At 44.7% G+C, this 13970-nt stretch carries 10 protein-coding genes; 2 read left to right on the plus strand and 8 right to left on the minus strand.

Features of this window, described 5'->3' with window-relative positions; genetic code table 11:
- Positions 1–25 precede the first annotated feature (25 nt).
- Together PR795_RS17715 and PR795_RS17720 are read left to right on the plus strand one after the other, a co-directional pair.
- Positions 26–748, plus strand: coding sequence for a class I SAM-dependent methyltransferase (locus PR795_RS17715; protein ID WP_181480516.1), 723 nt, complete (start codon positions 26–28; stop codon positions 746–748).
- A 78-nt stretch (positions 749–826) separates the two neighbouring features.
- Positions 827–1336: a pyridoxamine 5'-phosphate oxidase family protein gene (locus tag PR795_RS17720; RefSeq protein ID WP_036963413.1), complete on the plus strand. Its 510-nt coding sequence runs from the start codon at positions 827–829 to the stop codon at positions 1334–1336.
- Positions 1337–1402: 66 nt separating this feature from the next.
- On the opposite strand, the gene rpoC is transcribed toward PR795_RS17720, so the two are convergent.
- The 8 genes from rpoC to secE all read right to left on the minus strand — a co-directional run bounded on the left by rpoC (position 1403) and on the right by secE (position 13611).
- Entirely contained in the window at positions 1403–5626 is a 4224-nt protein-coding gene (gene rpoC, locus PR795_RS17725; RefSeq protein WP_006657049.1) for a DNA-directed RNA polymerase subunit beta', read from the minus strand.
- 109 nt (positions 5627–5735) lie between these two features.
- The gene (rpoB, locus tag PR795_RS17730; RefSeq protein ID WP_006657048.1) at positions 5736–9764 is read right to left on the minus strand and encodes a DNA-directed RNA polymerase subunit beta; all 4029 of its coding nucleotides are present in this window, start codon (positions 9762–9764) and stop codon (positions 5736–5738) included.
- A gap of 356 nt (positions 9765–10120) precedes the next feature.
- Positions 10121–10486, minus strand: a complete 366-nt coding sequence (rplL, locus tag PR795_RS17735; RefSeq protein WP_006657047.1) for a 50S ribosomal protein L7/L12 — start codon at positions 10484–10486, stop codon at positions 10121–10123.
- 60 nt (positions 10487–10546) lie between these two features.
- The gene (gene rplJ, locus PR795_RS17740; protein WP_006657046.1) at positions 10547–11044 is read right to left on the minus strand and encodes a 50S ribosomal protein L10; all 498 of its coding nucleotides are present in this window, start codon (positions 11042–11044) and stop codon (positions 10547–10549) included.
- Positions 11045–11378: 334 nt separating this feature from the next.
- Positions 11379–12080: a 50S ribosomal protein L1 gene (gene rplA, locus PR795_RS17745; RefSeq protein WP_006657045.1), complete on the minus strand. Its 702-nt coding sequence runs from the start codon at positions 12078–12080 to the stop codon at positions 11379–11381.
- A 4-nt stretch (positions 12081–12084) separates the two neighbouring features.
- On the minus strand, positions 12085–12513 hold the full coding sequence (gene rplK / locus PR795_RS17750) for a 50S ribosomal protein L11 (RefSeq protein ID WP_006657044.1): 429 nt from the start codon (positions 12511–12513) through the stop codon (positions 12085–12087).
- A 165-nt stretch (positions 12514–12678) separates the two neighbouring features.
- Entirely contained in the window at positions 12679–13224 is a 546-nt protein-coding gene (gene nusG / locus PR795_RS17755) for a transcription termination/antitermination protein NusG (RefSeq protein WP_006657043.1), read from the minus strand.
- Positions 13225–13611, minus strand: coding sequence for a preprotein translocase subunit SecE (gene secE, locus PR795_RS17760; RefSeq protein WP_006657042.1), 387 nt, complete (start codon positions 13609–13611; stop codon positions 13225–13227).
- Positions 13612–13970 lie beyond the last annotated feature (359 nt).

Genomic DNA, 13970 nt, shown 5'->3' on the forward strand with positions numbered 1-13970 from the left:
ACAAAAAATCTCAACTCTATATACAATGAAAAACTTTAATAATTTAGCTGATTTCTATAATAAAAGTTTGCTATGGCCATATCGAAAAATGCTCGAATTACCGACTTTAAAAAAGTGGTTAGGGGAAGATGTTTTAGTCAGGATCCTAGATTATGGCTGCGGTGGAGGGGCAATATCTCGCTGGTTAGTAAGCCAAGGATATAAGCATGTTGTTGGCTATGATACCTCAATAGGGATGATAAGAAGTGCTCAAGAACATGAAGCCAGAACACCTAAAAATATTCAATATGTTAATGAAATGAGCTCAATTCCCGATTATTCATTTGATGTGGTCATCGCTATCTATCTACTGCCCTACGCAGTCAATAAAGTACATCTACTTACGTTACTCCAAAGCATGTATCAAGCTTTAACCCCTCAAGGGAAAATCATTGCGATAACGCTATCCCCGAACTTTTCGACCGACCCAGAGTACTACCGACCTTACGGTTTTCGCTTAATTGCTCAGGACACCCTACATGATGGCAGCCAGGTGGCTCTAAATATCTGCGAAGCATCTACTGATATCACTCTCCCCACCTATTATTATTCTTTGGAAACCCTAAAGAATAGATTTGAGCAAGCAGGCTTTAGTAACGTCACAACACTCCCCTATTCACCGAGCTTTTCAAACAACGATCCCGCGCTATTGAACTATCTTCAATGTCCCCACTGCATCATTATCACAGCGCACAAAAAGACCCCTTAACTCAATTCAATACACAATAACTTATCGCGAAAGTCCCAATAACGGACTTTCTTCTTACACACATACAATGGAGACCCCATGAGTTTAAAACAACGTAGTTTAGCGCTCTTACATACCGCCCGTTTTGTCACTTTTGCCACGCAATGCAACGATCATTCGCCGTGGGCTTCTACTGTAGAGCCTAGAATACTCCTTAATCCATTACGCTTTATTTGGTTTTCATGTCATCAAAGTCAGCATTCCCAAAACATTCGACAAAACCCTCAAGTGAGCGGTTCTCTATTTCGTTATGATTTAATTGAATATCCCGAGATAGGATTGGATGGCGCACAATTTATCGGGCATGCCCGTGAGCTATCTGATGAAGAATGTATCAGTGCTTACTCACATTTTTATCAACTCACACCGTTTGACGATACTCAGCACTTAACAGACATGATTCCCTTAGAACAACTTCAAAAAAATGGGCATTCTCGATTTTATCAAGTAGACATTGAGCAATTCTGGTTGGTTGATATTGAAAGTTGGGTTACACACAAAGAAAATAGACGGGTTTCGGTGCCTCTAAGTTACCTGAATGATGAATAACTCATTGGCAAAAAAAACCGGTATCTTTCGACACCGGTTCTATTAAGCGATTCTATCAATCAAAAATTATTTCTGATTGTCGCTAGTGAAGCCTGCATTTAACAGTTCAGCTAAGTTCGCTGTTGCCTCGTCTGCGCTAACTTGTGGAGCTTCCACAGCTTCGCTCAGATGACGACGACGGATACGATCTTGGTGATACGCAAAACCAGTACCCGCAGGGATCAGACGTCCAACAATAACGTTTTCTTTCAGACCGCGCAGTTCATCACGTTTACCTGCTACCGCAGCTTCTGTCAGTACGCGTGTAGTTTCTTGGAATGATGCCGCTGAGATAAAGGATTCTGTTGCCAGAGATGCCTTAGTAATACCCAACAGATCACGATCAAAGTTAGCCGGAATTTTACCTTCAGATTCCAGTTTACGGTTAGAAACTTTAACACGAGAGTACTCAACCTGCTCACCTTCGAGGAATTCAGAGCTTCCTGCATCCGCGATGGTGACTTTACGCAGCATCTGACGAACGATAACTTCGATGTGTTTATCGTTAATCTTAACGCCTTGTAAGCGGTAAACTTCTTGAACTTCGTTAGTGATGTAACGAGTCACAGCATGAACACCACGCAGACGCAGGATGTCATGTGGAGACTCTGGACCATCAGAAACAACGTCACCACGTTCAACGATTTCACCTTCGAATACGTTGAGCTGACGCCATTTAGGAATCATCTCTTCGTATGGCTCACTACCATCTAATGGAGTGATAACCAGACGGCGTTTACCTTTGGTTTCTTTACCAAACGAGATAATACCGCTGATTTCAGCCAGAATCGCAGGCTCTTTCGGACGACGAGCTTCGAACAAGTCAGCAACGCGTGGCAGACCACCCGTGATATCTTTAGTCCCGACGGATTCTTGTGGAATACGCGCTAAAGTATCACCGGCATTGATCGCAATGCCATCATCTAACTGAACAATTGCTTTACCCGGTAAGAAGTACTGAGCTGGCATGTCGGTGTTAGGGATCAGAACATCATTGCCGTTCGCATCGATAACACGCAGCGCAGGACGTAAGTCTTTACCAGCACTTGTACGCTCAGCAGTATCCAGAACCACGATTGAAGACAGACCGGTTAACTCATCAGTTTGACGAGTCATAGTCTGGCCATCAAGCATGTCGGAGAAGCTGATGATACCAGATACTTCACTGACAACTGGCATGGTGTGTGGATCCCAGTTCGCAACGGTTTCACCGCCGATCACTGACGCGCCATCACCTTTGGTTAAGTGTGCACCGTAAGGAACTTTATAGCTCTCTTTAGTACGACCGAATTCGTCAATCAGACGCAATTCTGTATTACGTGAAGTAATAACCAGTTTGCCTTCTGAGTTGGTTACGAATTTCGCGTTAACCAGTTTCAGAGTACCTGTGTTACGAACTTGGATGCTAGATTCTGCTGCCGCACGAGATGCCGCACCACCGATGTGGAACGTACGCATCGTCAGCTGTGTACCCGGCTCACCGATTGATTGTGCCGCGATAACACCGATAGCTTCACCTTTGTTGATAATATGACCACGAGCCAGGTCACGACCATAACAGTGAGCACACACACCGAAGTCAGTTTCACAACTTACAACGGAACGTACTTTCACGCTGTCAACAGAGTTAGCTTCTAACAGGTCACACAGTTTTTCGTGTAACAGTGTATTACGTGGAACCAGAATATCAGCTGTACCTGGGATCAGGATATCTTCAGCTGTTACACGTCCAAGTACACGTTCACGCAGTGGTTCTTTAACGTCGCCACCCTCGATAACCGGAGTCATCAGGATACCTTCGTGAGTACCACAGTCATCTTCAGTCACTACCAAGTCTTGAGCAACGTCAACTAAACGACGAGTCAGGTAACCGGAGTTCGCTGTTTTCAATGCGGTATCCGCAAGACCTTTACGAGCACCGTGGGTAGAAATAAAGTACTGGAGAACGTTCAGACCTTCACGGAAGTTCGCCGTGATTGGTGTTTCGATGATGGAGCCATCTGGCTTCGCCATCAGACCACGCATACCTGCTAGCTGACGAATCTGCGCAGCAGAACCACGAGCACCGGAGTCGGCCATCATAAAGATGCTGTTGAAAGAAACTTGTTGTTCTTCTTCACCGTCACGGTTGATGACTGCTTCAGTAGACAAGTTTTCCATCATCGCTTTAGCAACACGTTCGTTTGCCGCTGCCCAGATATCGATAACTTTGTTATAACGTTCGCCTGCTGTAACCAGACCAGACTGGAACTGTTCCTGAATTTCTGCAACTTCCGCTTCTGCTTCGGCGATGATTCCAGCTTTTTTCTCTGGAATAACCATATCGTCGATACCAACCGATGCACCAGAACGTGCCGCATAGGCAAAACCGGTATACATGATTTGGTCAGCAAAAATAACGGTTGGCTTCAGGCCCAGTACACGGTAACAAGTGTTCAGCATTTTGGAGATTGCTTTCTTACCTAACGCTTGGTTAACCAGAGAGTAAGGCAGACCTTTCGGTACGATCATCCATAAAATTGCACGACCAACCGTGGTATCAACTAAACCAGTGTTAATCGTAATGTTACCTTCGCTGTCCTTCACTTCTTCAGTGATACGGACTTTAACACGGGCATGCAGTGAAGCATGGCCTGAACGGTAAACACGCTCAGCTTCTTTAGGACCGGCTAATACCATGCCCTCGCCTTTCGCGTTTACACAGTCACGAGTCATGTAGTAGATACCCAATACAACGTCCTGAGAAGGAACGATGATAGGCTCACCACTTGCAGGTGACAGGATGTTGTTGGTTGACATCATCAACGCACGCGCTTCTAACTGAGCTTCCAGAGTCAGAGGAACGTGTACCGCCATTTGGTCACCATCGAAGTCGGCGTTATATGCCGCACAAACGAGTGGGTGCAATTGGATAGCTTTACCTTCGATCAAAATTGGTTCGAAAGCTTGGATACCCAGACGGTGAAGTGTTGGTGCACGGTTCAGCATAACTGGGTGTTCACGGATAACTTCATCCAAGATATCCCAAACAACCGCTTCTTCGCGCTCAACCATTTTCTTCGCAGCTTTAATGGTTGTTGCCAGACCACGTAATTCTAATTTGCCGTAGATAAATGGTTTGAATAACTCAAGTGCCATTTTCTTAGGCAGACCGCACTGATGCAGACGCAGGTATGGACCTACGGTGATTACAGAACGACCTGAGTAGTCAACACGCTTACCAAGTAAGTTCTGACGGAAACGACCTTGTTTACCTTTGATCATATCTGCCAAAGATTTCAGAGGACGTTTGTTAGAACCTGTGATTGCGCGACCACGACGACCGTTATCTAACAGTGCATCAACCGCTTCTTGCAACATACGTTTTTCGTTACGTACGATGATGTCTGGCGCAGCCAGATCCAGAAGACGTTTCAGACGGTTGTTACGGTTGATTACGCGACGATACAGATCGTTCAGATCTGATGTTGCGAAACGACCACCATCCAGTGGAACTAATGGACGCAGATCAGGTGGCAGAACTGGCAGAACGTTTAAGATCATCCACTCTGGTTTGTTACCAGATTGAATGAACGCTTCTAACAGTTTGATACGCTTGGTCAGCTTTTTACGCTTGGTTTCTGAGTTAGTTTCATTTAACTCTTCACGCAGCGTTTCGCACTCGTTCTCAAGATCAAGGTTTTTCAGCAGACCTTGGATTGCTTCCGCACCCATTTTTGCGTCAAATTCGTCACCGAACTCTTCCAACGCATCTAAGTATTGCTCTTCTGTCAGAATCTGTGCGCGCTCAAGGCTGGTCATCCCGCCTTCAACAACAACATAAGATTCAAAGTACAGAACGCGTTCGATATCGCGCAGTGGCATATCGAGCAGCAAACCGATACGGGATGGCAGTGATTTTAAGAACCAAATGTGTGCAGTCGGAGATGCGAGTTCAATATGACCCATACGCTCACGACGAACTTTAGTTTGTGTAACTTCAACGCCACACTTCTCACAAATCACACCACGGTGTTTTAAACGCTTGTACTTACCGCACAAACATTCGTAGTCTTTTACTGGCCCGAAAATACGCGCACAGAAAAGACCATCACGTTCTGGTTTGAACGTACGGTAGTTAATGGTTTCTGGCTTTTTAACTTCACCGAATGACCATGAACGGATCATATCAGGTGATGCCAGAGCAATCTTGATCGCATCAAACTCTTCGGTCTTGGTTTGCGCTTTCAGAAACTTAATTAAGTCTTTCACTAAATGGCTCCTGTCGGAGTTAGACCTGTCAGGTGAGTGCTCGAGGCCACTCTCCCCAAATCCCAGTGCTTACATGGGCCGGAAGGCGAACCTTCCGGCACAAAACGAATTACTCGTCTTCCAGCTCGATGTTGATACCCAGTGAGCGGATTTCTTTCAGCAATACGTTGAAAGATTCCGGCATACCAGGTTCCATCTGATGGCTGCCATCGACGATGTTTTTATACATCTTCGTACGGCCGTTAACGTCATCCGATTTAACTGTAAGCATTTCTTGAAGAGTATAGGCTGCACCGTATGCTTCCAGTGCCCACACTTCCATCTCCCCGAAACGCTGACCACCGAACTGCGCTTTACCACCCAGCGGCTGCTGAGTAACCAAGCTGTAAGAACCAGTTGAACGGGCGTGCATCTTATCGTCAACCAAGTGGTTCAGTTTCAGCATGTACATGTAACCTACGGTTACCTGACGCTCAAATTTCTCGCCAGTACGACCGTCGAACAGTGTAATCTGACCTGAAGTTGGCAGACCGCCCAGTTTCAGCAGTTCTTTAATTTCTTTCTCTTTCGCACCATCAAACACTGGCGTTGCAATTGGCATACCTTTTCTCAGGTTCTCAGCCAAACGCATAACTTCTTCATCAGAGAAAGTATTTAAGTCAACTTTCTGACGCGGATCATCACCTAAATCGTAAGCTTTCTGGATGAATTCACGCAGTTTGGCAACTTCTTGCTGCTGTTTAAGCATAGCATTGATTTTTTCACCAATACCTTTAGCAGCCATACCTAAGTGAGTTTCCAGAATCTGACCGATGTTCATACGTGATGGTACGCCCAGTGGGTTCAGAACGATGTCAACTGGGTTACCGTTTTCATCGTAAGGCATGTCTTCAACTGGGTTGATTTTTGAGATAACACCTTTGTTACCATGGCGACCCGCCATTTTATCACCCGGTTGGATCTGACGTTTAACAGCCAGATAAACCTTAACAATTTTCAGTACGCCCGGAGCAAGGTCATCACCTTGAGTGATCTTGCGACGTTTCGCTTCCAGTTTCTTCTCGAACTCAGATTTCAGTTCATCATACTGTTCAGCTAATTGCTCTAACTGGTTCTGTTTCTCTTCATCAGCTAACGCTAATTCTAACCAACGGTCACGAGGCAGTTTATCCAGTTTTTCAGCTTCAATACCACCGCTGATCAGTACAGAACGGATACGAGAGAACAATGCGGATTCAAAAATACGCAGTTCTTCTGTTAAGTCTTTCTTCGCATCACGTAACTGAGTTTCTTCGATTTCCAGAGCACGTTTGTCTTTCTCTACACCATCACGGGTAAATACTTGTACATCGATAACTGTACCAGATACACCGTTAGGAATACGTAAAGAAGAGTCTTTAACGTCTGACGCTTTCTCACCGAAGATAGCACGCAGCAGTTTTTCTTCTGGCGTTAATTGTGTTTCACCTTTAGGGGTTACTTTACCAACCAGAATATCGCCGCCTTTCACTTCTGCACCGATATAAACGATACCGGATTCATCAAGTTTAGACAGTGCTGCTTCACCAACGTTTGGAATATCCGCAGTGATCTCTTCAGGTCCTAATTTGGTGTCACGAGACACACAAGAGAGTTCCTGAATGTGAATAGTTGTGAAACGGTCTTCTTGAACAACACGCTCAGAAACTAAGATGGAGTCTTCGAAGTTATAACCATTCCATGGCATGAATGCCACGCGCATGTTTTGACCAAGTGCTAATTCACCAAGGTCTGTTGAAGGACCATCAGCTAACACATCACCACGTTCAACTGGCTCACCTAAAGATACGCAAGGCATCTGGTTGATACAGGTGTTCTGGTTAGAACGAGTGTATTTAGTCAGGTTATAGATATCGATTCCAGCTTCGCCCGGATACATCTCATCTTCGTTAACTTTGATAACGATACGAGAAGCATCAACGTATTGAACTGAACCACCACGTCTAGCAACAGCAGTAACACCGGAGTCAACCGCTACTGCACGTTCCATACCTGTACCAACTAATGGTTTGTCAGCACGTAAAGTAGGAACCGCTTGACGTTGCATGTTTGCACCCATCAATGCACGGTTAGCATCATCGTGTTCAAGGAATGGGATCAGAGACGCACCAACAGAAACAACCTGTTGAGTCGAAACGTCCATATATTCAACTTGTTCACGGCTGAATAAGCTTGATTCACCTTTGTTACGACAAGTGATCAATTCTTCGATGAAACGACCATCATCACTTAATACGGTGTTTGCCTGAGCAATGATGAAGTTACCTTCTTCGATTGCAGACAAGTAATGGATTTCATCCGTTACGATGCCATCACGAACTAAACGGTAAGGGGTTTCTAAGAAACCATACTCATTGGTCTGTGCATAAACAGATAATGAGTTGATCAGACCGATGTTCGGACCTTCAGGCGTTTCGATTGGACAAACACGACCATAGTGAGTTGGGTGTACGTCACGTACTTCGAAGCCCGCACGTTCACGAGTCAGACCACCAGGGCCTAATGCAGAGATACGGCGTTTGTGCGTAATTTCAGACAGTGGGTTGTTCTGGTCCATAAATTGAGACAGCTGGCTGGAACCAAAGAACTCTTTAACTGCGGCTGAAATTGGCTTAGCGTTGATCATATCCTGTGGCATTAATGCATCGAGGTCGCCCAGAGAAAGACGCTCTTTCACTGCACGCTCAACACGAACCAGACCTACACGGAATTGGTTCTCAGCCATTTCACCAACGGAACGAATACGACGGTTACCTAAGTGGTCGATATCATCGACTTCGCCTTTACCGTTACGGATATCGATGAGTTTACGCATAACATCAATGATGTCTTCTTCACTCAGGATACCAGAACCTTCGATTTCATCGCGGTTCAGTGAACGGTTAAACTTCATGCGACCTACAGCAGACAAGTCATAACGGTCTTCAGAGAAGAACAAGTTATCGAACAGGTTTTCTGCCGCTTCGCGAGTTGGTGGCTCACCAGGACGCATCATGCGGTAGATTTCTACCAGTGCACTTAAGCGATCGTTAGTTGGGTCGACACGAACGGTTTCAGAAATATAAGCACCGTGGTCTAAGTCGTTAGTAAACAATGTTTCAATTGTTTTGTGACCAGATTGGCTCAGACGTGCCAACATATCTAATGACAGTTCCATGTTCGCTGCACAAATCAGCTCACCAGTGCTCTCATCGATATAGTCTCTTGCAACAACTTTACCTGCGATGTATTCAACAGGAACTTCGATGCTGTTAATTTCTTCTTTTTCTAACTGACGAATATGACGTGCAGTGATACGACGGCCTTTTTCAACATAGACTTTGCCGTTTGCTTCGATATCGAAAGAAGCAGTTTCACCACGTAAACGCTCAGGAACCAGCGTCATCATCAGTTTATTATCACGGATTTGGAATACAGTTTTTTCGAAGAACAGATTTAAGATTTCTTCGGTGTTGTAATCCATTGCACGCAGAATAATGGTCGCAGGTAATTTACGGCGACGGTCAATACGTACAAACAGGTTATCTTTCGGATCAAATTCGAAATCAAGCCATGAACCACGGTAAGGGATAATACGTGCGTTATACAGCACTTTACCTGAAGAGTGAGTTTTACCTTTATCGCTGTCAAAGAATACACCTGGACTACGGTGTAACTGAGAAACGATAACACGCTCAGTACCGTTGATAACAAAAGTTCCGTTTTCAGTCATGAGTGGAATTTCACCCATGTAGACTTCTTGTTCTTTGATGTCTTTAACGGTGCCTTCTGGTGCTTCTCGCTCATAAACGATCAGGCGCAGTTTTACACGCAGTGGTGCAGAATACGTCACACCGCGAATTTGACATTCTTTAACATCAAAAACAGGCTCGCCTAAACGATAGCTGACATATTGCAGTTCCGCATTACCGCTGTAGCTCTGAATTGGGAATACAGAACGGAAAGCTGCTTCCAAACCATTCTGGCCATCAGGATCTTGCTCGATAAACTTCTGGAACGAGTCAAGTTGGATAGAAAGGAGATAAGGTATATCCAAAACTTGTGGACGTTTACCAAAATCCTTACGAATACGTTTTTTCTCGGTATAGGAGTAAACCATAGGTTTCCTCAGCTCGTTGATCAGTGACCCAAGTCGTTCGTCCTTAGGTAAAGGACAGAACAGGAACGCGTTTTTTGAAGAAATGGAAAATGAATACTTTCCGTAATACTCATTGCTATTACTCTTAAATCATTTCATTGCATTCCTGAGGCTACCGAGCTACCCGAGCGGGTCGTAGCGCAGAACACAGTATATTAAGTCGTCAATAGAAAGAAGTATTGGGGGGTTGTTTGTTAACATTAAAACTGCGTGAAAAGCTGTTAACACCCATCACGCCTTACAGCGCAAAAAGGCTGGTGATTATAAAATCACCAGCCATCAGCCTAATTACTTAAGCTGCGTTCTTGAATTTGAACTTATTTAAGTTCAACAGAAGCGCCTGCTTCTTCAAGAGATTTTTTCAGAGTTTCAGCTTCATCTTTGCTTGCAGCTTCTTTGATAACTGCTGGAGCTGATTCTACCATGTCTTTAGCTTCTTTCAGGCCAAGACCGGTTGCACCACGTACTGCTTTGATAACTGCAACTTTGTTCGCACCAACAGATGCCAGAACAACGTCGAACTCAGTTTTTTCTTCAGCAGCTTCAGCTGGGCCCGCAGCAACAGCAACAGCTGCAGCAGCAGAAACGCCGAATTTTTCTTCCATCATAGTAATCAGTTCAACAACGTCCATTACAGACATTTCTGCAACTGCATCAAGGATTTGGTCTTTAGTGATAGACATAACAAGTGTTCCTAAAATTCAGAAATAGTTTATACGTTAAAAAGCAACGAAGGAAAGGGCTTATGCAGCTTCTTTCTGATCGCGCAGAGCAGCCAGAGTACGAACCAATTTGCCGGCAGCGGCTTCTTTCATGGTTGCCATCAGGCGTGCGATTGCTTCATCGTAAGTTGGGAGAGTTGCCAGACGATCGATATCTTTCGCTTGGATTAACTCACCTTCAAAGGCCGCAGCTTTAATCTCAAATGCTGGATTCGCTTTCGCGAACTCTTTGAACAGACGAGCGCCAGCGCCCGGATGTTCGTTAGAGAAAGCAATTAAGGTTGGACCAACAAACGCGTCTTTCAGTACATCATACGCTGTACCTTCAACAGCACGACGAATCAAAGTGTTGCGAACAACACGAATGTAAACGCCAGCTTCGCGACCTGCTTTACGCAGTTCAGTCATTTTTGCTACAGTTACGCCGCGTGAATCAGCAACAACTGCAGAAAGCGCGCCTTTGGCTACTTCGCTGACTTCAGCAACAATCGCTTGTTTGTCTTGAAGATTTAGTGCCATTAGCTTCTTGCTCCTGGATTAACCGGGAAAACCCGGGACTCACATCACTCAAACACAACATTATGTAAGAGCGCTAAAACACGGTGAGCAGAATAGAAATCCAGAATAAATTCTAGGTATCTCTGTCACCGTCTACGCAGGTAAATTAAGTAGCTACTAGTAACTAATAAACTACACCTGCGGTCTTGGACGGGGTCTGGAAAGGCCAGACTCCATACCGAAATTTGTGGTTTGTTGGGCATATTTCTATCCCCAACAAACTCGAGGCGTCAAATTTTATACAAATCTAACGCAAAGGTAAAGCCTAATTACCGATTAGCAAATGCTAACGGAATTAAACTGCTGCTGACAGACCAGATTGGTCGATAGCAACACCTGCGCCCATTGTAGTGGACAGGCTGATTTTCTTGATGAAAACGCCTTTAGCAGAAGCTGGTTTTGCTTTTTTCAGCGCGATCAGCAGTGCTTCTAAGTTTTCTTTCAATTTGTCAGCGTCGAAATCAGCTTTACCGATAGTGGTGTGGATGATTCCGTTTTTGTCGTTACGGTAACGAACCTGACCCGCTTTAGCGTTATTAACAGCTTCAGCAACGTTAGGAGTTACAGTACCAACTTTCGGGTTTGGCATCAGACCGCGTGGACCCAGAACTTGACCTAATTGGCCAACAACGCGCATTGCATCTGGAGAAGCAATAACAACGTCAAAGTTCATTTCGCCAGCTTTGATTTTATCAGCCAGATCTTCCATACCAACCAGTTCAGCGCCAGCAGCTTTAGCAGCTTCAGCGTTTGCGCCTTGTGCGAACACAGCAACGCGAACTGAACGGCCAGTACCGTGTGGCAGTACAGTTGCACCGCGAACGTTCTGGTCAGATTTACGAGCATCGATACCAAGATTGATAGCTACGTCAACGCTTTCAACGAATTTAGCAGTCGCTAATTCTTTCAGCAGAGCAACGGCTTCATTGATGTCATACTGTTTAGTTACATCAACTTTCTCACGGATATTGCGCATGCGCTTAGTCAGTTTAGCCATTCTATTAGTCCTCCACTACCAGGCCCATGGAACGAGCAGTACCAGCGATTGAACGCATCATCGCGTCAACGTCAGCACCAGTCATATCCGCAGCTTTAGTTTCTGCGATTTCGCGAACCTGTGCAGAAGTCACTTTACCAACTTTGTCTTTGTTCGGCTTACCAGAACCAGACTTAACGCCAGCCGCTTTTTTCAGCAGAACTGCTGCCGGTGGAGTTTTAGTTACGAAAGTGAATGAACGGTCTGCATAAACAGTAATAACAACAGGAATTGGTAAACCTTTTTCCAGGCTGTCTGTTTTTGCGTTGAACGCTTTACAGAATTCCATGATGTTCACACCTTGCTGACCCAGTGCTGGACCAACCGGTGGACTTGGGTTTGCCATACCAGCTGCTACTTGCAGCTTAACGTAGGCTTGTACTTTCTTAGCCATGATATTTCCTCAAATTGGGTAATAACGCCTTAGTCGATAAGGCTCCCCGTTACATTAACGCCCCGCAAAACCCTATTTGTATAGTATTTTGCCAAGCATAAAAAACAAAAGGCGCGAAATTGTATGAAAATTTCGCGCCTTTTGCAAGTCTGAGACTCGGATTAATTAGGCTTTTTCTACCTGTCCGAAATCTAACTCAACAGGCGTTGCACGACCAAAAATGGAAACAGAGACTTTTAAGCGGCTCTTTTCATAGTCGATTTCTTCAACAACACCGTTGAAGTCAGCGAATGGACCTTCGCTAACACGAACCATCTCACCTGGTTCAAATAGTGTTTTAGGACGTGGCTTATCACCAACTTGTTGTAAGCGATTCATGATCGCGTCAACTTCTTTATCACTAATTGGCGCTGGACGATCTGACGTTCCACCGATAAAGCCCATTACACGCGGAACACTGCGTACTAAGTGCCAAGAGTCATCGTTCATGACCATTTGAACTAATACGTAGCCTGGGAAGAATTTACGTTCGCTCTTACGACGTTGACCGCTACGGATCTCAACAACTTCTTCAGTTGGAACCATAACATCGCCGAACAACTCTTCCATATTATGTAATTTGATATGTTCACGCAGAGACTGTGCTACGCGACCTTCAAAACCAGAGAATGCCTGAATGACATACCAGCGTTTTTTAGGTAAATCTGACATTTAGAATAACCTCAGGCTTGTAATAAATGAAACTAAACGCACTAGGATACCATCTAATCCCCACAGGATTAATGACATTACAGCCGTTACAGCAGCAACAATCAACGTTGTTTGCAATGCTTCCTGGCGAGTAGGCCAAATGACTTTTTTCACCTCGATGCGAGCTTCGCGCGCAAACGCCAGAGTTGCTTTACCTTTTGTGGTCCACAAAGCAACAGCACCAGCAATAGCGACTACAGCTACAACTGCAAAAGCACGCAGTGCGAGATTATATTGACGGAAGTAATAGTTACCCACAATAGCAACTAATAATAAGGCACAGACAACTACCCATTTGAAGATGTCTGCACTGCGTCCACTTCCTTGAGCTTCGCTATTCGCACTCATAATTCAACCTGTTACCATGAAATATGTATAAAGCCCGCTTGCCTTACTTATACAGTACGGCAATCAGAGCACACCAATAGAATATGCCAGCATACCCAGTAAATTTATTGACCGCCCTATTCTGAAAATAAATTTCTTTTTGTGGCAGCGGTAAAATATACCATAACTTCTGAGCAAAACCTTAATAAATCTCATATAACTGTATCGGGCTCTCAATACAGTTAGTAAATCGTTGTTTCAGAGCCTATCTCACCAATAATTATTAAAACGATTGATGAGATAGGTTCTTAGGTTTACAGCGTTGGCATTTTAAAAACTTGAGTATAAAAAGGGCATCAGTCGATGCCCTTTTTACTAAA

The sequence above is a fragment of the Providencia sp. PROV209 genome (assembly GCF_028479485.1).
Lineage (GTDB): Bacteria > Pseudomonadota > Gammaproteobacteria > Enterobacterales > Enterobacteriaceae > Providencia > Providencia alcalifaciens.